Here is a 23,729-nt window from a genome sequence, read left to right on the forward strand (position 1 = left end):
TATTTTCCCGAACATGGAACTAGATGAGGTTACGGCTATGCCCAATAACTCAATATGAAAATTCCTTATCTTAATTCTCGAATTATTGGGAGTGAAACTACTAAGGTTGATCCAAGTTGATTAGCAACTGCTGTTGTTGCCCCGCTCAATGCGGCTGCTAACCATTGGATTGTACAGTAAACAGGAGCAGATGCACGTAGGCCATCTGCTCCTGTTTCGTTAAGAGTTAATAATTTACAATTTATTCTCAGGTTGAATCTTATTTGTCATATATTCGATAAATACGGTCCAGCCGTTCCTTCAAAAATCCGAAACGCACAAATCGACCCTCTCGCAAATATTCTTTGTTCTCAATGATGAAGAGCATGGTCGGTGCCTCCAGGATCAGAAACTTTTCTGCCACTTCTTTAACTTGACTGGCGTCGACATGACCGAAAGAGATATGGGGATAATCGGCCAAGAGTTCCCTCAACTTGGGGAGCAGAGCGTGGCAGACGCTGCAATCAGGAGTGGATACATAGATAAAGCTCATATCATGATTGTCGAGAAAAGCCTCTTTTTCATTAATCGTTGTCAATTCATTTACTTTTCTTGTAAACTCACCCTCATTCCCCAAAATCACCCTCAATTAGTTGGATATCACGCCAGCCGCTTACATCGCATTGGCCATACTCATTATCACCCGCAGCAACCACCGTGCCGTCCGATTTAAGGCCGAGAGTATGAACGCAACCTGCCGCTACCGCTACAATATCGCGCCAATCACTTACATTGCATTGGCCATGCCCATTCGAGCCCACAGCAACCACTGTTCCGTCCGATTTAAGGCCGATGGTATGATTACTGCCTGCCGCTATCGCCACCATATTGCGCCAGCCGCTTACATCGCATTGGTTGTGCTTATTCAAACCCACAGCAACCACTGTTCCATCCGATTTCAGTCCGACGGTATGAAGGTAACCCGCAGCTACCGCCACGATATCGCTCCAGCCGTTTACATTGCATTGGCCATACCGATTATTTCCTACAGCTGTCACCGTTCCGTCCGATCTAAGACCGACGGTATGCCAGTCTCCCGCGGTTACCGCCACAATATCGCGCCAATCACTTACACTGCATTCACCTTCATTATTTCGACCCGCGGCAACAACCGTACCATCCGATTTAATACCGATAGTACGACACCAACCTGCCGCCACCGCTACAATATCGCGCCAGTCGGTTACATCGCATTGGTCATGCTTATTCCAACCCACAGCCGCAACCGTGCCATCTGATTTAAGTCCGATGGTATGAGAATTACCCGTATTTGTCGCCATATGAACATTACCAGCCGCAACCGCCACAATATCGCACCATTCGTTTACATCGCATTGGCCATTTTTTTTATTCCCAACAGCTGTCGCCATTCCGTCCGACTTAAGACCAACGGTATGACGACGACCCGCCGCTATGGGATCTTTAGGCCACCGTTTCATTTTTAATACCGCTTTTTTAAGTGAAATGTCATCCATGACTTACCTCCTTACCACGCTAGTTCAGATCCGAACTCTTTTCGTGTTATAGAATCTTCTATTGTTATATTTTATTGATTAGGGATATTTTATAATAGATTATTATTGTTTAGGAGAAGAGAATAATGTATAAAAAATTTAAGTCAGATTATTAACGGAAGAACAGTTGTCCCTTTAAGATTTATAGGTGAATTACTAGGCATTGATGTCCGCGGGGATTACCAAAACAAAGACATCTATATTTCTAGTTTAGGCGTGAACTTCATCCCCTCTGATTTTGATAAGGATGTCTATGATAAAGAATTGCGTAAGGTGAAGGATTTTGGTAAGCCTACAGTCAATTATGAAAAGTTCCTGGCTCTCGATGCGAAACAGTTCCAAGAAAAGATAAAACCGCGCAGTGCGCGGTTTTTTATTAGATAGATATTCAAGTCATCTTACACCTGTGAGAATTATTTATCACTCATTGTGCTTTGATCCGTTGTCACCGGCAACATGCCCTTGGCTTTCAATTGGCCTAGCAGCACTTTGATTCCAGCGGCTGTATTGGGCTCCTGCTTTCCGTAAACCGCGAGTCCCGAGCGTATGTTCTGTAAATAGATATTCTCATACGGGTTGCCAAGCGATAAAAGAGTGTATCGTTTATTATCCTTGTTCATCTCATTAATCAAGGTTTGAACATCGCTCCATCCGAATTGACTGGCCACATTACGGAACTGATACGTAGCCAGGATGACGTAATCCGCCTCTTCGACAGCTTTGAGAGCCTCCGTCGTTTTGCCTTGACCGATAACGGAAATTTCCGTCTTCAGCGATAGGTTGCCTTTGGCTTGCATCAGCTGACTCTCAAGCTGTTTGGCCTGCTCCTGCTCGGCTGCGACAATAACAACACGGTCTCCCTGATGAATTTGATCCGGAAGCGCACCGTCGCGGCTGGCCAAGAAGGTGACCGCCCGCTCTGCAATTTTCCGTTCCACCGCTCGATGCTCCTCGGATCCAATAACGGCGCTAAGTGTGTTCAACTTGTGAGTAAGGCTTTCGGTGCGGTCAAACAAGCCATATTCAGATTTAAGCTCCAAAATTCGTTTCACCGAATTATGAATGGTTTCGGTCGGAATTGTCCCGTTCTTCACCGCGGTTACTAGCGTTTGATGTGCAGCTGCCGGATCTTGCGGCATAAGGATGATATCCACGCCTGCGGAAACCGCACGTTCCACCGCTTTATTTTCCCCAAAATGCTCCGCGATAGCGTTCATGGTGAAGGCATCGGAAATGATGATGCCTTTATATCCAAGCTCCTCCCGAAGCAGTCCGGTCAGCACCTTTTTAGATAACGTGGCAGGGATTGGAACGCTGCTTCCGTCCTTGAGTGAAGTAACGTGCTCGTTATCTACTGCTGGGAAAGCAATATGTGCGGTCATGATCATCTCCACGCCGTTTTCGATCGCGGCCCGGAACGGTTTCAGTTCGACCGCATCGAGTCGTTCGCGGCTATGCGTCAACACCGGCATGCCCAGATGAGAGTCTACCGTTGTGTCACCATGCCCCGGAAAATGCTTAACGGCCGCGATAACCCCGGATTGACGCAGCCCGTTTATGGTTGCAACCCCAAGCCGGGATACCAGGTCCGCATCCGAACTAAACGAACGCATCCCGATGATCGGATTGTCCGGATTACTGTTAATATCGAGCACCGGGGCAAAATTGACTTGCAGCCCGAGCGCCTTCAGTTCTTCTCCTGTCAGCTTACCTGCTGCTTCGGCTAGCGCCGTGTCACCGGTTGCGCCAAGCGCCATTTGACCGGGCAGATTCGTCCCGCCTGGGATTCGCTTAACAACGCCCCCTTCCTGGTCGATACCGAGAAATAGCGGAATATCACCCGCTTCCATCTGCAGATTATGGGTGAGTGTCGTGACCTGCCGAGTATCTATAATATTTTTGTCAAAAAGAATAAGTCCGCCCAGGTCCAGATCTTGGATACTGCTTTTTAAACCTTCATTGACGGTCGTTGTCACTTGACCCTTCCATTGCCTGATATCCGGCATCAACATTTGTCCGACTTGCTCGCTGACCGTCATATAGGATATCAGCTTATCCCAATCGTGCGCCTGAATGGCTGTTTCACGTTCGAAACGAATCACCCGGGTCATAAACACGGAAAACTCCGCCCGCGTGACTGGTCGATTCGGACGATAGGTGCCATCCGTATAACCGCCGATCAATCCGTTGGAGCTCATAACGAGAATAGGAGCTGCCGCCCAATGATCTACCGTGTCCGTCAAACTTGCGGGTTGCTTCCCTGCCACAAGTGAATATGCGCGGGTAAGGAATGCTGCAGTCTCTGCGCGGCTCATCGCGGTATCCGGATGAAATGTGCCGTCCGGAAATCCGCTGGCCAGCCCGTTTTTTTCCGCAATGGCGATTTCACGATAAAAAGGATGTGTGGTTGGAACATCGGAATAAGTTGAAACTTCCGTTCCTGACTGCAACTGTTGCGGATAGAGTTCGCGAACCATGAAAGTCACGGCCTGCGCTCTTGTTACCTGCCTTTCGGGCATAAACTTGCCATTGCCGTACCCGGCAACGGTTCCCCTCTTAGCCATATAGTTAATGCTGTCCTCTGCCCACTTGGAATGCTGCAAATCGGAAAAACGTTCTCCTGCAGCCGCACTTCCCGCCGAAATAAGCATGGAACCGAGCACGGCACCAAGTATCGTCATCATTTTTACATTCATCTGTTGTACCCCTCTAGTTGTGTTTTATACATGATTAGACGCTTCCGATATAACATTTGTTGCGTTTATACTATTTTGTTGTCATATTACATTCTCCTTCCTTTTCTATTTAAAACAGATATATCAATGAAAAGTTACCTTTTCTTCCTCAGCGAAGATGGCGGTCTGCAAAAAAAGCACCGCTTCATAGCCGATATATGGCTTGAAGCGGTGCTTCTACTTTTGAGCAGTCCTTTTAGAATTGCGATATTTGATCATGCATGTCCGTTATAGCAGGTTCTTGACCATGATCTGATTAATTAACTCCCGATTCCGACTGTTAAAAATATCATTATGTGAAGATACGGTTCCGCTTTGATGCGCTTCGGGCTGCAAATATAGCTTAGCCTGGTTCACTGCATTCGCCGCATCTTGAAATGCTCCTGCAATCAAGTGCAGTTTCTGATCATATTTCAGAATATCTCCCGCTGCGTAAATGCCCGGCACAGAAGTGCCGCTTGCTGCTTGACCATCAATGAAGTGTCCGTCAATTAGCTTAAGATTTATTTTGCTATTCTCCAATAAGGACCGGTCTCGTTCATAACCATGATTGATGATTACTTCGTCAATCGGTAGTTCATCTATCTCGCCCGTCAGATGGTTGGTCAGCTCGACAGTTTCAATATTATCGTGGTTGGGATGGGCAATCAGCTTCGTTATAGTGGTGTTAAAGAAGCATTTTACAGAACTGTTCAGCAATTGATTAACCTGGGCTTCATGTCCCGACAAAGCGTCTTTTCGATAAGTCAAATACACTTGACGGGCAATGGGTTCGAGCTCGTTGGCCCAATCCACCGCCGAATTCCCTCCGCCGGAAATAATCACCGTTTTGTCCTTGAATCGCATGAGCGATTTGACGACATAATGTAAATTCGCCACCTCGTACTTCTCTGCGCCTTCCAGGTCAATTCTTTGAGGTTCAAGAATGCCTCCACCGATCGCTACGATGACCGTTTTTGTATAATGCTGTTCTCCAGATGCAGCCCGCAGTACAAATAAACCGGAATCATCCCGTTCAATCGAGTCCACTTTCTCATTCAATACCACGGTCGGATCAAATGTTAATCCTTGTTCAATCATCTGTTCAATTAATTTTTTGCCAAGAATCGGTGGTAGGCCACCGACGTCCCATATCATTTTCTCCGGATAGACATGGACTTTTCCGCCCAACTCCGGTTGATACTCAATCAACTTGGTTTTCATTTCCCGTAAACCGCTATAAAAAGCGGCGAACAGACCGGCAGGTCCCCCGCCAATGATTGTAACGTCGTATAAGTCCTCGTGGTTCATCATCTGAATCTCTCCCTTACAACGAGTCATGTCTATTGAGATAAAATATTTTCAACAATCGTTTGGACACCCAGTTCAATAGCCAATGGCCCACCGGCCGCAATCGAACTGTCTAGAGGAAACATATGCTTGTCCTTAACGGATTGAAGAGAATTCCATACAGAGTCGGCTTCCAAGGCTTTCAAATAGCTATTCAATTTCTCGGAGGATCCCCCAATATCCGCGACAAACATGTAATCGGGGTCCATTGCCGCCAGTCCCTCCATAGAAATCACTTCTCCTTTTGAAGACATATCGACATAAGGGGTTGGAGGATTTAAACCAAGACCATTGTCTTTGTTATATACAAATTGGGTGGTAAAGGCCCAATATTGTTTATCTCCCAGCATCGTAACACCAAACGTTTTGTCGCTATATGCCTGTAATTGCTCTCTTGATTCCGCTACGAACCCTTCAATCCGCGCGATTTCCTCCTCCGCCTTCTGCTCTTTTCCAAATATCTTTCCGTATTCCCGCAGCGCGCCTTGCCAATTGTTTTCGTTGCTGTCCACGGTAATGACAGGAGCGATTTTGTCCAATTGTCCGTTGTAGCTCTCATACCGGCTGGAGACCGCGATAATCAAATCCGGCTCAATCTCCAGCAATTTCTCTATATTGGGGCTGGTTATGGAACCGATATCCTCAATTGCATTGTTCTTATACGGGGCCAACGATTCCCACTCGTCAAGCACATTAATATCCGTAGCGACTACGGGAGATTCGTCCAATAAAAACAAATGTTCAAAATTACGGAAGAACAGGAGGGCAACCTTTTCAGGTTTTTTCTCTAACACGACCTCTCGGCCAAGCACATCCACATAAGTTCTCGGCCATTTATTCGCTTCCACCTCGTTGTTTTCGGAATTGGCGACCTCCGTTACAGACGATGCAAGATTCGGTGATTCAGAGCTGTTAGCTTTAGGTGTTCCGGTACACCCAGCTAATATGCCCATACTTGCCAATAGCGCAATGGAGACGATCAGTCCCATAAGTCTTTTCATGCTAACTCCTCCAATGATCTCTTTGTTTTGCCTTGTCTAACTTGGCTATGCCAGTTTAGCAAAGCAAATTTTAGATGTGAATGGAGCCATCCTGAAATCCATATGGATTATTCCTGAAATTACTTCTGAACTCACCGGGCGAGACTCCGAACTGTTTTCTAAACAGACGACTGAAATATAAGGCATCGGCATAACCGACGCAGGTGGCCACCTCGCCGATCGGCGCATCGCTGGACAACAAGGAATCCTTGGCTTGGTTAAGACGATAGGCCATCAAGTAATTTCCCGGTCCCATACCTGTGTACTTCTTAAACACATAAAATAACCTATTCTCATTTATATCGTTTTGTTCCGCTAACGCGCGCACGGTTAGTGCATCCATATAATGCTCGTGTATGTAATTTGATATTTGCTCAAATAGCGCCTGCTCTCCGTCGGTGCTTTGGTTTCGGACACAGACGAATAGTTCCTCCAGTACACAACGGAATATCGTCTTAGTCTGAAATGCCGTAACTCCTCCCGGCTGGCGGGATAATCGCCACAGAAGCTTAAGCAGTTCCGTCAGACGGGGGCTTTGGCCCGGTGAAAGCTGGAAATGGTTTTTTGGCAGAGAAAAGCCCGGTGACTCAGGAGCGCAGATCCGATAGTGGACAAGCAGATACTCCCATCTGGTATTGCCAATAACCTTTCTGTCCAATTTCATATTCGCTCCACCATGAACCACAGTTCCCGGAGTTAGTAGATATGGCTTACCGTTGAAGACAAATTCTGCTTCCCCCCTTAAAGGAAATACAAAGCCCGGAAAAGATTCGGTATAGCCCTCACAGTGCCTTCCCGGATCTTGGCAGTAACGGCTAACTTGTTCTACCTGAAAAGAGGTATGCGCAAAATGCTCCGCGAGCTTGTTAATGTCTAACTTCATATTTCTCCGCTCCCCTTTACTGACTAAATGAGTAATTAAATCGATAAATCACATGCTCTTATCTTACTTTAACTGATATTGATTATCAATATCAGTTAACAAGATTAAATCAATATTAAAACAAAGAAGCCGCGAAATCCAAGCAAGGGCCGGCACATAATCAGACGGCAGGAAATACTACGGAGCAGACGTCTCCGCCAATTGAACCGGAATCCGCGCCAGAGTTATCGAAAGAAACCATGAGGTGGGGCCCCCCTCCTGCTATGGAGATCGATACATACAAATCTTTCACGTTGCTTACATTGAATCCATGATTGGCTAAGGGCGCCTTGCTTAAAACGTCAAAAAGGGTTGGAGCAGGGTATTCCCCGATCCAACCCTTTTTCTTATCCTTTTACGGCTCAATCCCCCACACCAGCTGACCGCTCAAATACCCGGTAACCTGTTCATTGTCTACGAACTGACTGCTGGATGCCTTAAACGAATAATCGTTAGTCTGGTTGTAATTGGACCAGTCGGTTTTGGAGAACCGAGCTTGAATTTCTGCGCTCTGACCGGGATTAAGCGTTCCGGCCGAACTCGTAAAGCCCATTTCCAGAACATAATCGGCTCCGGCAACCGGAGTATCCAGTTTAACGAGATTGCCGATTACATTGGCATTCCCGATACTGGCCCAGTCGCACCAGAAACTCTGTGCGTTTTCCCCGTCTATCGTATAGTAATACCGGAGTTTTACATCACTTAACTGAATCGCCGAATCACCGCTGTTGACGATTTTGAATTTGGGTGAAATTCCGTTGGTGGAGGCACTCGTGTTGCCGTTAAAGGCTTGGATCGTCAAGTCTCCCGCAGGTACTGGAACACTGCTGTCCACAACATTTACCGTAAGAACAGCGTTATTTCCTCCGCTGATATGAAAGGTAATCGCATGCTGGCCTAACGGCAGCGTGGAAAGATAGGATTTGTTCAGAATGACAGCAGCGCTTGATGCCGTATAATCCTGATCCGATACAAGCGTATCATTTCCATTTGATATGCTAGCAAGCTGGTGTCCGTTTAAGGTAAGGGATACGGCTATTTCCTGCTGCAGATTCTCCGCTTTATCAAATGTCGCATTTCCGGGCGAAATCGCAGCGCTCGGTGTTGAATCGACGATTTTAACTTTTAATACGGGATCTTGTCCTTGATTAAAATCAAAGACGATGTAATGCTCGCCAACCGGCAGCCCAGCCAGGAATGTCTTTTTCAGGAGCAGCGTACTTCCGCTTAAGGTATAATCCTGAGCCTCGGCCAATGCATTGGCGCCTTCCCGGAGAGCGGTTAACGTATTGCCGTTAAAATTCACGCTTATGGGTTGGTCGCTTTGATCAGGAGCATTTTTATCAAATTCGACGCTTGCGGGTGTGATGGACGCGCTTGGAGTTGGATCGTCAACCTTTAAATTTGGTAGTTCATCCAACGTGATAACATAATTACTTTGATAAAGCGTGGTCAGGGTGGCCGGATAATTAAAAGCGGAACTCATAAGATGTTCGCCGTACCAGGGGCAGAAGTAGAGCCATCCCGCTTTTTCCTCTGTCAGATTCTGTACGCTTGGGACGGTATCGTTCTCCGTCATGGCCACCATTTTCGTACCGTCGGTTAAATCAACAAGCTGATAGAAAGTCGAGGTAATGGCATCCTCATTAGGTACGCCGGACAATCCGTCATAGCGGTTGTAGATCGTATTGTATTTATCATAGCCGACAATATCCACCTGATCGTCGCCGGGATACCATGCGGGGGAAGTGCTATACACGTAGCTGTTGTATGTCCAGATCAAGTTATGCAAACCGTACGTCTCAGTAAGTTCTGTATAGAGCAGATCCCACAGTTGCTTGTACACTTCCGCGCCTGCTGAAGCCCACCAAAACCATGCGCCCTCCCCATTCAACCCGCCGTTGCCCTCCGCCTCATGATAGGGACGGAAAATAACCGGCACGTTGTTATTTTGCAGAATCAGCAACTGTTCCGCCAAATCATCAATCGTCATCATCACGTATTGATATTCTTTAGTACCGGGAACCACCGCATTGGCTGTATTAAAATTGGTTTCCGTCGGCTTGTAGGTGGCGTCTTTCCAATCCACAAACTCCCCGAGCTCATAGTCGGTGAAATTTCGGGGCACATTGATATGCCAGGCAGCTGTCGCAATGCCTTCCCGGTTATTCACCCAATCGATCATCCGATCGGTTGTGCCATCCTCCCAACCATATAACGGGTTATAGTTCATAAAATCGAAGCCGCGAATCGCCGGATACTTTCCGGTTAAATTGTAGATCCAATCAAACTCCAGCTCATAATTTCCGTTATTTCCGCTTCCGTAAATCTCCTGCTGGCCGGAGATAATGTGGTTGCCGTAAACCTCCGTTAAATAATTCATCAGAAGCTGAGTTTCCGGGGTGGCCTCGGGATCGGTGAGGACAGGCTGCACATCCAATGGATCAAGATCGGCATAATCCACAGTAAAGGTGTCAAAATAAGCGAACCCCCAACCAGCTTTCAGTTGGATAGTGTTGCTTCCTTCCTTCAACTTATGGAAGCCAAAATCGAAATTCGACCACTCGGTCGTGTAGGGCAGCATATACGAACCCTTGGTAACGCCGTTAACTGTTAAATATTGAAGCCTTCCGTCGGCACTCAACTCCTGCATATACCGGGTGGAGATCGCATACATGCCGGTTTCCGGGACGGTCACGGTATAAGTGATTGTGCCGGAATTCTGCATCCAGACAAATCCGCTCCCGGAGAATCCGGGCTTGGGTTGCCCGTAAATTTCAGTCGCCACTTGAAGATCGGAGGTCAGCCCGGCATTCTCGCTTTCAATCGTAAAAAGTGCGGTGTCTGCATGAACAGGCACTGTCATCAATCCAAGCAGCAGAGGAAATACCAGAGTAAATGTCAGCATCATCATGATTGCCTTTTTGAGCCAACTTTTCATTTCCATCTTTCCTTTCCATGTAAAATTTGATAAATAATTATGCAATCTATCAACTCATGGATGCGCTTTCATAGCAAATATAGCATGTGTTCCAAATTATGTAAATATATAGAAATCTAATCGTTGCTTACGGAGTTATATTTCGATGGAAGAATCGCGGGGTCTGTTTTTTATGTTCAGCTGCTTTCCCAGTTTATTTGGAATCTATAACAAGTTGCTATTGTGTTATTGAAAATGGGCTGAATATACATGATTAAGATACTCGATGGAGATGCGTTCAGCCTCCGCTTTTATTGCAATTTCCGAAGCCTGACGTAAACTTTGGTACATCTTTATCGTATTTTTTAAAGCCTGGTAGCAACTATCAAAGCTGTGAAGGGAAACTGTCCCTCTAAGGTCCTCTAGTTCATGGACACCGTATTTCTCTAATTTGCGAACCCCTCGCGGTTGCTGGCCGTTACGAATGAGAATCAACGGTCCCAAAACTGTACTTCGCAGAAAGGTTAAAAGATCTATTAATTCAAAAAACTCGCTTCTCCCTAGTTTTGTTGCTCCGTAATGAACCCAGACCCAAAAGCGGTCCTCAATCCATTGCGGATCAGGGTAAGGGAAAGACGCAGTTGTCTTTTTAAGTATTGCCGATATGTCAGAACCTCTCTCCCAAAGAATTTGCGGATCTTCGATTCGGGATTCAAGTTCTTGCGGATGTACGAATTTTAGGTCTACATGAAGAGGAACAGGTCCATACAAACAAATAATCAAACGAGGTTCGCCAACATGCTCGCCCGTGAATGCCGACAGCAGGTTACCTAGCCCTTCTGCAATCCAAAGTCGTTGTTCCATGATCTCATTTCGGAATTCATTGCGGTAGACAATGATTAGATCCAAATCACTGAACTCATCCATAGTTCCGTACACCATAGATCCGCCTGCAAGCAGACCTGTAATTCGTTGATCTTGTCGTAAAATCTCTATTGCCCTTTCAAGAAATTGTTCATGTACCGGTAACCTCATGCAAAACACTCCTTAAAATGGGACCCATAAAATGGGTATTATTAAAAAATAACATGATGGGAATGCGAGTGTCAATAACCATGTATTCCTTTGATATACTGGACTTTAGTCGAGGTTCGTTACCTGCCGCGGTCTGTTTCGAATCACGGAGATATTCGTTAAAATATAGCTAAATCTGTGTCATTTGGAGGAGCGATTAATTATGAATTATGAACATAAAGTACAGAGGGAAATTGCCGACTGGGAACAAAAAATGTTCAAACCGCCGGGATTGCTGGAAAAAGCATCGAAAACAATCGGCACTCGAATTAATCAGTTGATTCCCCCGAAGGCACACAGCATCATTACGACTACCATTCGATCGATCGTGCGCACAGCCTTGTTCGGCGCTGAATATACGCCCAGCCGTCCGGTACAGTACACTTCGGAACTGGAATCTGCCGACCAAGAAGCGAAAGAGTTGTTTGCCCTGTACCAAAAAATCGCGGTTGCCGAAGGAGCAGGAACTGGAGCTGGCGGCATTATGCTTAGCATGGTAGACTTTCCGGCGCTAATTGCGATCAAGATGAAATATTTGTTCGAGCTAGCGCATGTGTATGGCTATGACACTAAACACTTTTCCGAGCGGGTATTCATTCTCAAGGTTTTTCAAATGACGTTTTCGGGACCGAAAAACCGTGCCAGGTTACTCTCTTCCATCAAGAATTGGCATATCGAAAAGGAACAATGGTCCTCCGACGCCGAATACTCCCAAAATATGGACTGGGAAACATTTCAGATCGAGTATCGCGATGCCATCGACTTCCGGAAAATGCTGCAGATGGTACCCGGAATCGGCGCTATCGCAGGCGCATGGGCGAATTACACCATTCTCGAGGAGCTGCGCGAATTCGCCATGAACGCTTACCGCCTGCGCAGATTGCACGATGATTTCGCGGCTTGAATTAATTGGACAAAAACCAAGGCAGCTAATCCATAGGATTAACTGCCTTTTTGAAGGCCCCTCCCCCATTTTTCGTTCGATTAACGACCGGTCTTAAATCCGGAAGCGAGCAGCAGCATCAGAAATCCTCCGGAGACGCCCCACAATACGGAGGCGTTCACAGAGGCCGCGTCCAGTCCTCCGAAGTACATCACTTCCCGCAACCCTCCTGCCGCGAACCGCAGCGGCGTCCAAGAATAAATCCAATCTTGCGTCGTTTGCGACAAAAACTCCGGAGACATGTTCAGCAGCGGCAAGGAAAAGAACATCAGCAGTACGAGTAGCGGCATCGCCTTGAATCCGATCCAATTCAGCAAGGAAGATTGCAGCAAGAAGAACGCCGATCCGGCCAAGCCTAAGAACAAGCAAGTCTCCCCCGTGTTCGCCAATTCCATGCCGTACCACGACAAAGCCATCCACACGGTAAAGCCCGCTGCGAAGCTGACGATCGCAAGTCCTGCAATCGCTTGAAGCACACTGACCGTCCATCTCCGGGAACCGGCGGCGACCGCTTTCCGGCTTGCCAGGAACAAGACTATTCCGGTCACCAGGCTCCCGATCCACAGGATTTGGGTCAACAATCCCGGAGCATTTCCCGACGCATTGTTCACTCCAGGGAGATGTATGACTTCCTCCTCAACATTAAGCGGTGTGATTAAAGCTTTAGCCGCCTCCACGGAAATTTGCTCCTTTTGTTGCCCGATCTTACCAAGTTGCTGTTGCGACAGCTCCCTGCCGATCATTTTCATCGCTTCTCCCAATGTCTGTCTTAAGACCGTAGATGCTTGATTGCTCATCCCTTCGTTGGCTATGATCTTCACATTGGGGTGAACCGGTGAGGAAGTTGCTAACGAGACCAATCCACTGCTCAGATCCGCCGGAAGCACTAGCGCTCCGTAATATTCGCGTTTATCCATTCCTGCACGTGCTTTTTCCTCGGAATCCACGACATGCCAGACGAACGGGAGTGCCGGGTTCGTAACCAATTCCTCCTTGATCATCTCCCCTACCGTAAACGCTTCTCCGGTCGGCAGCTCCGCCGGCCGGTCAAGAACGACGAGGGCTACCGGGAGTTCCTTCGGCTTCGATCCAAGCACCGATCCCATCATTGCCGCCCCGAAAATAATCAACACGACCAGGACGATCGGTACTCCTAGCCACGTCATTTTTTGTTTCAGTATGTTCATGATCTTTTACTCCTCATCCCATTGAAAACAAAATTAATCACTCCAAGCACATTCATGATGCGAAAGACATCACCGTAATTTAATTCGGTGATGTCTTTCATGTGATTTAGATGCATCGACCTTAAAATCTACGGTTGGAATTCTTTCTTTTCTCCTCCGGCAGTATAGCCTCAATGACGTCCCAATGCTCGGCAATCTTTCCGTTCTCCACGCGGAACAAATCGTAAAAAGCTGTAGGCTGACCATCAAAGAGGCCCTCGCTCACCGTAAGCACAAAATCGCCTTGTCCGATTAACTGATGGATACGAGTATATTGAAATTCAATATTCTTCTCCGCCAGTGCCTGCAAAGCCGCATGAAGGCCGGATAGGCCGTCTGCAATATGCGGACTGTGCTGAATGTAGGTATCTCCATCAAAGTAATCGGCAAGCCGTTCAGGGTTTTTCCCAAGCAAAATGTCCTCAACATAGCTTTTGACAAATGCTTTGTTCGCATCGCTTTTGTCGATATCCTTAATCGTGACCGGTCCGTCAATCATCGAATGATTGCTGGGTGTCTTTTCCGCCATTTCCTGCAAATTGTCCCAGTGTTCTATAATCAATCCATGCTCAAAACGGAAAATATCAATGCCGATTTTGAGGCCGAAAAAATCATAAATGGAATGAAGAACCACGTAATCTCCGTCGACTATTGCACGCTTAACGCTTACCTTGGTGCCAATCTCCTTTAAATGATCCAAGGCGCCAAGCATGGCTTCTCTACCGTCGGGTAAGCCCTGATTGTGCTGGATATATCGAACGGGATGCACGTAAGCTGTAATTGCTTCGGGGTTGCCGCTCTCAAAGCTTTCCAGCACGGCGATGGCCTTTAGCACAAGCTCGTTTTGATGGGTGAATGTCATGGAAAAATCCTCCTTAGAATTAATAGTCATTAGATAAATAATGAACGCTATGTTGTTTATTTATCTGTTGCTCATTATAATGGAGGTTAATACCACGCTCAATATTCAATATTTTTGGTTTTGGGGGATAAAAGACAACTCATCAACTTTTGTCGCTTAACGACTCTAAATAATTTAGGGGGAACGAAAAACGTGAGTAAGAAAACCGATCTAAGAATAGTGCGTACGAAACAATCGATTCGAAAAGCGTTTTATGAGCTCATTCAAGAAAAAGGCTATGAAGCGATAACCATCCAGGATATTGCCGATCGGGCCATGATCAATCGAAACACTTTTTACCTTCACTACCCCAATAAACCTGATTTATTGGATACATGCATAAATGAATTGTTAAGCGGATTAAAGGAAGCGGTCGTGCTTTGTCCCATCAGCATGAATCCTTTCAGTATTTCTATACTAGAGACAGTAATGCAAACTGTACTGGAGCATATTTCGGGTAATACCCCCTTTTACTACGTCATGTTGATTGAAGAAAATAGAATCTATTCGTTTCGGACGAAAATGGAGAATATCATTAAGGATAAATTAGAAGGATGGAATCCCGCTCAGGGAAATCCCCCTTTAACGATATCCAAGGAATTGCTGTTCGAATATCTCGTATCGTCTTTCATGGGGATTGTAATTTGGTGGATTAAAAACGATAAACCTCTTCCTGCAGAAGAGGTTTCATCCCAGTTTAGTAGAATCGTTGCCTACGGACATTTGAAAGCTGCCGGCATCGCCGTCGAGGAATAAAAGGAGTGAGGATTGAAGGAGAAACAGGTACTACTATGCAGGTACATTTTAGATGATCAATAATGCCCTACTCTCCTTTAAACAATTGCTTATGCTTATTGAAAAATCGATAAAAAAATTGTACATTGTCTAATTCAAACCATTCGGCGGTTTGAAGAGGCTTGGCATCAAGATTATAAATTTTTGCATGTAACGTGCCTAAAACAAAGGGAGAATGAGTGGCAATAATAAATTGACTATCAAAATATCGTGCCAGCTCATTTATTTGTTCTGCAATTCTTATTTGATTGGCAGGAGAAAGTGACGTTTCCGGCTCGTCCAATAGATACAACTGCCCAGGTAACAGATATTCCTCAAAAAACTGCATGGACGTTTCTCCATTGGAGTATTTTTCTTGCGAAAACTGAATATTCTCCAGCTTCTTCTTAAACTCATACGTAGCTTCATATTGTGTTGCCTGAGCTTTGGTCATCCCTTTGTTCATTTGCTCATACATGATCCCCTCACGCAGCACGGAGGATTGCTGTATCTTTTTGATCTCATATAAAATATCCTCTGATTTCAAATATCGGCTTCCTTCCGGAAGTTGCCTGATTTCATGCTCTTGCTTATCATGCCCAAGCTGATAACTACTCAAATCAAGGAAACGCTGAGCATAAATCGTATGCCCATAGTTTGTCATTCTTTCAGCTCCCGGGATTCCTAGCTTGTTGGAAATTGCATTGAGTAAAGTGGATTTTCCGCTGCCGTTATTGCCGTACAACACGGTAATCCGATCAAACAAAAGCACCTCTCCAGCCACGTGTTTTAAGGCATGATCAGGGTATATGTTTGGATTTCGATCCGTATAATCGGAAAGCTTAAAGCTTCTCAAATAGATCATGAACGCACTCCTTTTACCTGTCTTATTCTGCGAATTTAGGACCGCGATGCTGTACCCCGCTTCGTGAACAGCTTTCACCCGTTTCATCGTGATCGGTGCAGCTATATCAATCAAAGCTTACCTTATCTTCTTCAGCGAAGAAATAATTCTAACAATACTTAAGATAATTAATATCATGATAAAAGCAAATATAAGTAAAAATACAAATACTCCGACTCCCGGTAGGAATCCATCTTTAAATATGTCTACGATGAATTTTTGATCAAATATAAGTTTAAGAATTAAATTAAAAGCCACGATAACTACAGCAATAATTACAGCTTCTTTAATGATTTTCAATTCGAATCCCCTTCAATCCAGTAAACTTATTGCATCACAGTTATAATAAGCAATTCCTTCATATCTGTCATTTTTCTATGAAAAAAAGCGAATGAGACGCTAAATTCAAAACGGCAGCCGAATTAAGCTGCCGTTTTGTTTTATTGCGACATCCTTTTGGTCATCATCCTTGTTTACTTGCACCATAAAGCTGTCCGCATGCCGCATTGATGTCCGATCCGAATTGCGTTCGGATGGTCACTTTGATGCCATTTGACCTCAGAACCCGAACAAAGCTTTCAATTCGGCTAGCATCGGATGTCCGATAACTTCTTGGGGTGACATCCGTTGAATTGTAAGGAATCAGATTTACGTGATAAAAATGCTCACCAGATCCCCTTCCCCGCAACAATCTACCTATCGCCTCCGCATGTTCAATCGAGTCGTTGACCCCCCGAAGAAGTAAATATGTTTCGCCCGTGAAGCGCGGCATTCCATGGGATAGTTTGGAATCATCGCGGAACCTGTAATCAACTTGGGTAATATATCGTCATGCTTAAGCGCGTACAAGCTTCCCCAAAGTTTGAGTAAACATGAGGCCTATCGGCCTTAAAACGGATCGAATCCCAGCTTAACAACGAAAATTTGCGCTCATTGACGCGGATGGTTAATTCTCCATCAAAAACCGTAATGAATTCTTCGGTTCCTTCCTTATGGCCCTCTGAACGGAGCACCCCTTCCGGATCAATTTCTGCGGAATACAATTCAAAACGCCGATCCTCTTGAAAAGGAAATGCCGGGTAAACCCGGTACCTGCCATCGTCCCCGGTACAAACCTTCACTTCTTTTTTCAAAACGACGTCAGCATCGGGCTGCGGATTTTGGATCAGGGAGGTAAAGAAAACTTTTAATCCGTTGGCAATTTTCCAAACCGTTGTAAGCGTTGGACTTGATTCTCCTCTTTCGATTTGTCCTATCATCGTTTTACTGACTCCGCGGCTATGTTGGCATTCTGTGCCATTTCGATGATTCTCAAATAGGGCCCTTACAATATTTCGATATACCCTTCGGTACCATGCACGCGAATTCGTTGTCCATCCTTGATCAGCTTGGTGGCATTCTCCACTCCGACAACGGCCGGCAAACCATATTCCCGCGCGATAACGGCTCCGTGGGTCATCAGTCCGCCGACTTCGGTAACCAGGCCTTTTATGGAAACAAACAAGGGTGTCCAACTAGGGTCCGTAAAGGAGGTGACTAATATATCTCCCTGTTTCAGATTGGCATATTCCATGTTTAATAGCACACGCGCTCGCCCCTCTATAACCCCGGAAGAAACGGCTAGACCCGCAACAGCTCCGGCCGGGAGATTTTCTCGTTTATACTTGCCCGCAATAATTTCGCCGTCGGACGTGATCACGCGTGGAGGAGTTAGTTTCTCATATAGTTTGTACTCGTCTTTTCTATTCCCGATGATCAGGTCATTTAGTTTATGCGTACGAACGACTTCGCGTAGTTCTTCAAAAGTGAGATAGTATATATCTTCTTTGTCATGAATGACGCCCGCTTGTACGAGTCGTTCGGCTTCTTTCAGTATAGCCTGTTTGTAAACGAAATAGCGATTCACCATGCCGTATTTGGGATATTCCCGATACCCGATGAAATTCCGGATCAGGTCGATCTTTTCTTTTGCTTCTTTGGCTTTTTGTTTGCCATCCGGCAATTGCTTCAACCGCGCTAACAACTCTAGTTCTTTTTTCAAAGCTTCCTGCAGCCCTTGCTCAAATCTCCGTCGACTTTCTTGAGGCCCAAAGTTTTTGATATTGCTGAGGATCAAGGGGACAAGCGTGATTGGCTTTTCGCTCCACCGGGTTTTCGTAATATCGATTTCCCCCGCGCACCTCATTCCGTATTTTTGAAGAAACGCATAAATAGCCGCCTGGATTTCCTGTCCGCCTTTAAACTTCAGGAGTTCATCCAAAAAGTCGTCATTTTTTGCATGATGTAAATATTCAATGGCTTCAGGGTAAGGACGAATCACATCGGCCACATCCAAAAGCGCCAGGCCCATTTCCGACGTAATATTATTGGGAACGGATTGAGTAAGGGTGTCTGCCGCGTTTTTTTCACCTAACCACTTGTTCATATTTTCATTAATCCACGTGGAAGCATCCATTGCGGCCATAAACACAGCCGAACTTTGCGGATCAAATAAAATCTTCTTCAGCACCTGGATATCTTCCAGAATAAAGTCCATTAAATCGGATCCGGATTTCATTTTGATGGTTTGTTTTAACTGCTCGATGGAAGTTTGATTTTTCTTGATCAAATCCGCCACGATTGCCGGGTCGCTAGGGATTTGCGGGTGTGATCCCGGAGATGGAACTCCTTTGGGGCTCCCTTCTTTATTTTCACCCGGCAACAATTTTATGAAATCCCGCTCTATGATGGTCATTAGTGCGTCTTTTATAAGCGGATCGCCTTGGCCAAAGTTGTTTACCAGCATGTCTCTGCCGTCAGGTGAAGCGAGCATGTGCGTAACGTCAACAAATAATCTTCCGCCAGCTTTAAACCTCGGTCCATAGGATGTTAATTCAAATAAAGACAGTCCTAATGGCTTCAAAGGATCCGTCATCATTTGTTGATGACCGACAGATAGATACACGTGATTTTCTTCGTCATTCGCTTCAGGGATCGGGTATAAAGTAGTGATTGGCCGGCTCTGGACAATATAAAATGTATCATCCGCCAAACACCATTCGATATCCTGGGGCTGGCCAAAAAAAGCTTCGATCTGTCTTCCGATGCGGGCCAGTTGTAAAATTTGTTGATCAGTAAGCGTTTGAATCTTTTGCCGATCGGGATCGATCCGCTGTGTTTCTGTTCCGCCTTCTTTCCGTCCGTAGATAGCCAACTTTTTGGTCGCTACCCTCTTATCGACGATTTCCCCGTTCCGTACTTTATAACCATCGGCTGATACCAAGCCGGAGACCAATGCCTCTCCAAGTCCGAAGCCGGCATCGATGGATAGTACCTTTCGGCTACAGGTAATTGGATCAGCGGTAAATAGGATTCCGGAAGCCTGCGGGAAAACCATTCTTTGAACGATAACGGATAAATAAACTTGATTGTGGTCGAATCCATTTTGCATCCGGTAGATGACCGCGCGATCCGTATATAGGGAAGCCCAACATTTGCTGATATGCTGCAGGATGGCTTCTTTGCCGATAATATTTAAATAGGTGTCTTGTTGGCCGGCAAAAGAGGCATGGGGTAAATCTTCAGCTGTCGCACTGGAACGCACGGCATAAGCATGCTCCTCCCCAAACTTGGAGAGATTGCGAGTAACTGCTTCTACAACCTCTGAAGGAATTTCTGCTTCCATTAGGATTTGACGAATATTCTTGCTGATTTCGCCGATTTGTTCCCGATCTTCCGCTTTTAGCATGGTTAGTTGATGGAGCAAAGCATGATACGTTTCGTTTTGTTCAATGGCCTTTCGATATCCCCCGGTTGTAATGCAAAATCCTTCAGGCACTTGTATTCCTTCGATTTTTGAAAGTTCTCCTAAATGTAACCCTTTTCCGCCAACGAGCGAAAGCTGCGTTTTTTCCATTTCCTGAAAACCGAGAACCAAAGTACTCATGCAACATCTCTCCTAACCATTAAATTGAAAAAACATTTGACAAGGGTTTAGTGGCATGTTATATTTAAAGTGTAAGATGCGTTAAATATGTCTGCACAACTCACACAGTCGTGATCTGATTATATCATCGTACCTGTTTGTATGCAATAAAAAAGAACCTGGTAAACAATCCGGGTTCTTTTTTTGATTTAAGCAAGAAATCGAATTTGCGCTAAAACCTCGTTCATTCTGAATCACTTTGAACCGTAGATAACGAAACAAGGACCGGATCGGCAAAATCCGAAGCTTCCTCTCCTTTTGGATTGTGAAGTCGGAAAAGGAATGCGTCGCCTGCTTCTGACTTCCACACGATATAGTCGTTAATCCCTTCACTACTTGAGCCTTGCAGATAGATCTCGGCGTATCCCAGGGGATGCTCGATAAGCTCCCCGCTATAATCGGATACTTCGCCAAACTCTTCCAATTCCTCTTTTCCGGCAGATTCAAGCTGCGTTAAATCATAATTAGCAGGTAGCGATTCGATATCGACATTGTATTCAGGATTGCTGCTAAGATACAGACGTCCATCGGTCGCATCGAAAGCAAACTTTTCAAATACGTATAAAGAAAAGCCTTCACCTTGATGTAAGGTGGCCGCGTGAGATTGGTTGCCCTCACCAGTCATCAAATCAAAATTTTCGGTCCGGGGACGTGTCGCGCCGGGTTCTTTCTCGTCATCAGTCGCAGGAGCCGTGACCGCTTCGTTAGTCGGTGTTGAAGTTTCCTGGCTCACGGGAGGTTCAGTTGTTCCGGAGCAAGCGGTAAGTGATAGTGCCATGGCTAGAAACGAGATCTTCATAAAAGCAGAATACTTTTGATACATGGTTGATCACGCCTTTCTATCGTTATTCCATACATCTTTAATTACGCTAATGTGCATAGCTTACTGTTACAGCGACATCATTATATGATTCGTTATAAAAATATGATTATTTATGAGTTATTACCCCCATAAAGGATTAGAAACGCGAAGTTTGTTTACACACAGATGGTGCCTGGGATCGGCGCTATCGCAGGCGCATGGGCGAATTACACTATTCTTGAAGAACCGCGAAATGAGCCGTGAACGCTTACCGCCTGCGGAGATTATATGATGACCTTTTGGGTATCGGGTTAACCCTCTCTTTTCTCCAAATATACCCAAGATGCATGGGGCTTGGACAAAAACAAAGGCAGCTAATCCGAGGATTAGTTGCCTTTGGAATCGAAATTGCCTTCGATTGTTATCTTTAATATTCTCCTTTAATTACAAAAAACGAGCCTCGAATGGTTCCAGCCAGTTTAGATTTCTGCCTAGCAAACTTAAACTTCCCCTCTAACTCCGTTGGTACCTCCATCCCCTCAGATAACTTAAAACCAACGGCCCGCTTCTTAGGGTCGTCCACCGTATACATGACATTGAGCCCTAGACCATCTTCATAAAAAACGTAGGCAAATTGAATATTTTCCACTTGAAAACGGGATGTTTCCAGAGGTTTGGCCGAAAACTCAATATTACGTTCTTCTTTCAAAATCCGGTTCACGTATTCAAGGGTTTCTTGGCTCTCGCTAGCGGGAACAACCGCATATTCATGTTTATATTTGTTCATAAAGTAACGGGCTTCATTAGCTCGTAGGCCAGCAAGCGCTGCAGCTACGGGTGAAGACTCTAAACCAACCGTGGACACATTTTTGAAATCAACGATGCAGGACATTTGCATTTCTCCTTAACTCTTTATTTTCTAACCACAGGAATCCACATTTCTCCAAATATTAAGCCGTTTTGCTGACCCATCTCAACCGTTGCATTTGGTCCGCCAACATAGGCGAAATTCTTTGTTTCCGGCAAGACTTGACCAAAGGCCATGCCGGTAAGCTTGCTACTCAACTCCTCAGCCGTCTTCCCTTCTCCCTTAACGACCAGGTATTCTCCCTTAGGAAATTGGATCGCTCTGGTTGCTTCAGGTACGGATGCTTCTGTCATGACGCCAGCATAATGCATCATCTTGTTATTCACTGCTTCATTCACGGCAAAAATGTAGTCATTTGCGGCAACGGACTTTAAAGTGTCAAGCCTTCCATCCTGTTTGACGGCCGTCCAAAAGTCTTCCTTCTCTTTGTTAATGCCAGCATAATCCGTGTAATCGCTCTTAAGCTCAGTTCCAATCCCTAATACGATAAAGCTGTCTTTTTCCTGAAAAGAATATTCTTGCATTCTTAACACCGTCCTCTTTAAATTTTTTAATTGACTTGTCTTTTTACTTGATGGGTTTATAATAACCTTAAATCATGTCAAAATATGATACTGTTTAGGGGGCCCGATGAAAAAAGTTGAACGGATTAATGTCATCATGAGATATATCAACAACCGCGCCCACTTTACCATTTCTGAAATCATGCGAGAATTTAATATTTCTCGATCGACCGCGATTCGGGATATCAGAGAAATTGAAGCCATGGGGATGCCGCTTGTCGCTGAAGTCGGGCGAGATGGGGGTTATTTTGTCATGAACAACTCCGTCCTCCCCACGGTCCGCTTTACGGATAATGAAATTAAAGCTCTATTTATTGCCTTTATGGCCACAAGAAATCTACAACTCCCTTATTTAAAGAGTCGGCACTCTTTAGCAGAGAAATTACTGGGACTTATCTCGGAAAACCAGCAAGACGACCTTGTTTTATTGAATCAAATTTTGCTGTTTGAAGGAACCAACCCCCATAATCCAGACCTGCTTGATCTATCGGACCTCCCCCACCCTATGTTGGAAAAATTGATCCAGATTCTTCTTTTGGATAGTTACTTATTGGTTAGCGTTAAAGAAACGGATGAAATAAAGTCTTATCCGATTTATCTTTTGCACTTATATCGTGAAAAAAGTTTATGGCAAATTGAAGGCTTTGACCTTGAGGGAGAAAAAAGACGTATTATTACGGTAGACAATCTCATCAATGTAGAACCATACCCTGCGAAAAGAAGATTAAGCAAGAAAAAGATTTTAGAACAACTAAGTAAACAGGAAGAAGCGTCCAACCTGGTCATTGAGCTTGGACCTCAGGCGATAGCCCAATTCAAAAAATATCATCCTTTAAAAGTTTCAATTTCATATACGAACCCTTACCAAACGACAGCTATTTTAAAGACGTTTATCCATGTTCAACATTCGGAAGAATTAACCGAAATAACAAATTGGTTGTTATTCCTGGGTAGGGATATCAAGGTCAGGCAAATGCCGGAGGAAGTCTTGGAAGGTTTACAAGAGCGAATTAAATTATATGGCCCATGAACGGACTGGCATCGGACACGGCAATATCGGCCAAGTAGGTTAGCTCTTGTTATCTGGCACCAGCCCGATTCTGGGCGAGTCCCGCAACCGGAGTTGGTTCTCATAAAAACTTATTTCTTGACATTGGATGGAGGATACTGTATATATTCCAAGCCAATTACAAAAGACGGAAAAGGAGGAT

The 23,729-nt window shown here is 45.2% G+C and carries 21 protein-coding genes and 1 pseudogene; 4 read left to right on the forward strand and 18 right to left on the reverse strand.

The annotated features are described in order from the left end of the window. Positions 1 to 259: 259 nt before the first annotated feature. Both ACLB09_RS05610 and ACLB09_RS05615 read right to left on the reverse strand, forming a co-directional pair. The gene (locus ACLB09_RS05610; protein WP_410768768.1) at positions 260 to 616 is read right to left on the reverse strand and encodes a thioredoxin family protein; all 357 of its coding nucleotides are present in this window, start codon (positions 614 to 616) and stop codon (positions 260 to 262) included. Beyond that, positions 606 to 1,514 (reverse strand): RCC1 domain-containing protein, encoded by a 909-nt coding sequence (locus tag ACLB09_RS05615; RefSeq protein ID WP_410768769.1) that lies wholly within the window; start codon positions 1,512 to 1,514, stop codon positions 606 to 608. Before ACLB09_RS05615 ends, ACLB09_RS05610 begins: the two co-directional genes overlap by 11 nt. Positions 1,515 to 1,664: 150 nt before the next feature. Here ACLB09_RS05615 and ACLB09_RS05620 point away from each other — a divergent pair, with 150 nt between their 5' ends. Continuing rightward, positions 1,665 to 1,937 carry a hypothetical protein gene (locus tag ACLB09_RS05620; protein ID WP_410769008.1) on the forward strand — a complete coding sequence of 91 codons (273 nt, stop codon included), beginning with the start codon at positions 1,665 to 1,667 and terminating at the stop codon, positions 1,935 to 1,937. A 29-nt stretch (positions 1,938 to 1,966) separates the two neighbouring features. Here ACLB09_RS05620 and ACLB09_RS05625 read toward each other — a convergent pair whose 3' ends face one another. From ACLB09_RS05625 to ACLB09_RS05650, 6 genes are all read right to left on the reverse strand, one after another. Beyond that, positions 1,967 to 4,249 (reverse strand): glycoside hydrolase family 3 N-terminal domain-containing protein, encoded by a 2,283-nt coding sequence (locus tag ACLB09_RS05625; RefSeq protein ID WP_410768770.1) that lies wholly within the window; start codon positions 4,247 to 4,249, stop codon positions 1,967 to 1,969. Positions 4,250 to 4,516: 267 nt separating this feature from the next. Further along, a complete protein-coding gene (locus ACLB09_RS05630; protein WP_410769009.1) occupies positions 4,517 to 5,578 on the reverse strand; it encodes an NAD(P)/FAD-dependent oxidoreductase in 1,062 nt (353 codons plus the stop codon). Positions 5,579 to 5,610: 32 nt separating this feature from the next. Further along, positions 5,611 to 6,618, reverse strand: coding sequence for an ABC transporter substrate-binding protein (locus ACLB09_RS05635; protein ID WP_410768771.1), 1,008 nt, complete (start codon positions 6,616 to 6,618; stop codon positions 5,611 to 5,613). 70 nt (positions 6,619 to 6,688) lie between these two features. Then, positions 6,689 to 7,540, reverse strand: a complete 852-nt coding sequence (locus ACLB09_RS05640; RefSeq protein WP_410768772.1) for an AraC family transcriptional regulator — start codon at positions 7,538 to 7,540, stop codon at positions 6,689 to 6,691. 394 nt (positions 7,541 to 7,934) lie between these two features. Beyond that, a complete protein-coding gene (locus ACLB09_RS05645; RefSeq protein WP_410768773.1) occupies positions 7,935 to 10,520 on the reverse strand; it encodes a glycosyl hydrolase in 2,586 nt (861 codons plus the stop codon). 225 nt (positions 10,521 to 10,745) lie between these two features. Continuing rightward, complete coding sequence (locus ACLB09_RS05650) at positions 10,746 to 11,534, reverse strand: nucleotidyltransferase domain-containing protein (RefSeq protein WP_410768774.1); 789 nt, start codon at positions 11,532 to 11,534, stop codon at positions 10,746 to 10,748. A gap of 202 nt (positions 11,535 to 11,736) precedes the next feature. Here ACLB09_RS05650 and ACLB09_RS05655 point away from each other — a divergent pair, with 202 nt between their 5' ends. Continuing rightward, complete coding sequence (locus tag ACLB09_RS05655) at positions 11,737 to 12,477, forward strand: EcsC family protein (RefSeq protein ID WP_410768775.1); 741 nt, start codon at positions 11,737 to 11,739, stop codon at positions 12,475 to 12,477. A gap of 80 nt (positions 12,478 to 12,557) precedes the next feature. Here the strand turns inward: ACLB09_RS05655 and ACLB09_RS05660 are convergent, their stop codons facing one another. Continuing rightward, positions 12,558 to 13,703, reverse strand: coding sequence for a YhgE/Pip domain-containing protein (locus ACLB09_RS05660; protein WP_410768776.1), 1,146 nt, complete (start codon positions 13,701 to 13,703; stop codon positions 12,558 to 12,560). Positions 13,704 to 13,824: 121 nt separating this feature from the next. Further along, positions 13,825 to 14,604: a nuclear transport factor 2 family protein gene (locus ACLB09_RS05665; RefSeq protein WP_410768777.1), complete on the reverse strand. Its 780-nt coding sequence runs from the start codon at positions 14,602 to 14,604 to the stop codon at positions 13,825 to 13,827. Between the two features lie 192 nt (positions 14,605 to 14,796). On the opposite strand from ACLB09_RS05665, the gene ACLB09_RS05670 reads away from it, so the two are divergent. Further along, entirely contained in the window at positions 14,797 to 15,399 is a 603-nt protein-coding gene (locus tag ACLB09_RS05670) for a TetR/AcrR family transcriptional regulator (RefSeq protein WP_410768779.1), read from the forward strand. A gap of 67 nt (positions 15,400 to 15,466) precedes the next feature. On the opposite strand, the gene ACLB09_RS05675 is transcribed toward ACLB09_RS05670, so the two are convergent. The 8 genes and pseudogenes from ACLB09_RS05675 to ACLB09_RS05710 all read right to left on the reverse strand — a co-directional run bounded on the left by ACLB09_RS05675 (position 15,467) and on the right by ACLB09_RS05710 (position 22,479). Then, positions 15,467 to 16,282 carry an AAA family ATPase gene (locus ACLB09_RS05675; protein ID WP_410768780.1) on the reverse strand — a complete coding sequence of 272 codons (816 nt, stop codon included), beginning with the start codon at positions 16,280 to 16,282 and terminating at the stop codon, positions 15,467 to 15,469. A gap of 117 nt (positions 16,283 to 16,399) precedes the next feature. Further along, on the reverse strand, positions 16,400 to 16,621 hold the full coding sequence (locus tag ACLB09_RS05680) for a hypothetical protein (RefSeq protein WP_410768781.1): 222 nt from the start codon (positions 16,619 to 16,621) through the stop codon (positions 16,400 to 16,402). A 163-nt stretch (positions 16,622 to 16,784) separates the two neighbouring features. Then, positions 16,785 to 17,069: pseudogene (locus ACLB09_RS05685) on the reverse strand (23S rRNA (adenine(2503)-C(8))-methyltransferase ClbB); the annotation flags it as partial. A 61-nt stretch (positions 17,070 to 17,130) separates the two neighbouring features. Then, positions 17,131 to 17,652 carry a helix-turn-helix domain-containing protein gene (locus ACLB09_RS05690; RefSeq protein WP_410769010.1) on the reverse strand — a complete coding sequence of 174 codons (522 nt, stop codon included), beginning with the start codon at positions 17,650 to 17,652 and terminating at the stop codon, positions 17,131 to 17,133. Further along, positions 17,646 to 20,246, reverse strand: coding sequence for a phosphoenolpyruvate synthase (ppsA, locus tag ACLB09_RS05695; RefSeq protein ID WP_410768782.1), 2,601 nt, complete (start codon positions 20,244 to 20,246; stop codon positions 17,646 to 17,648). The genes ACLB09_RS05690 and ppsA overlap by 7 nt, the downstream gene beginning before the upstream one ends. A gap of 223 nt (positions 20,247 to 20,469) precedes the next feature. Next, a complete protein-coding gene (locus ACLB09_RS05700) occupies positions 20,470 to 21,108 on the reverse strand; it encodes a hypothetical protein (protein WP_410768783.1) in 639 nt (212 codons plus the stop codon). Between the two features lie 406 nt (positions 21,109 to 21,514). After that, the gene (locus tag ACLB09_RS05705) at positions 21,515 to 21,979 is read right to left on the reverse strand and encodes a phage tail protein (RefSeq protein WP_410768784.1); all 465 of its coding nucleotides are present in this window, start codon (positions 21,977 to 21,979) and stop codon (positions 21,515 to 21,517) included. Between the two features lie 20 nt (positions 21,980 to 21,999). Further along, positions 22,000 to 22,479: a GyrI-like domain-containing protein gene (locus ACLB09_RS05710; protein WP_410768785.1), complete on the reverse strand. Its 480-nt coding sequence runs from the start codon at positions 22,477 to 22,479 to the stop codon at positions 22,000 to 22,002. A 106-nt stretch (positions 22,480 to 22,585) separates the two neighbouring features. On the opposite strand from ACLB09_RS05710, the gene ACLB09_RS05715 reads away from it, so the two are divergent. Continuing rightward, a complete protein-coding gene (locus ACLB09_RS05715; RefSeq protein WP_410768786.1) occupies positions 22,586 to 23,548 on the forward strand; it encodes a helix-turn-helix transcriptional regulator in 963 nt (320 codons plus the stop codon). Positions 23,549 to 23,729 lie beyond the last annotated feature (181 nt).

This window comes from Fontibacillus forbon, from assembly GCF_046559655.1.
Classification (GTDB): domain Bacteria; phylum Bacillota; class Bacilli; order Paenibacillales; family Paenibacillaceae; genus Fontibacillus.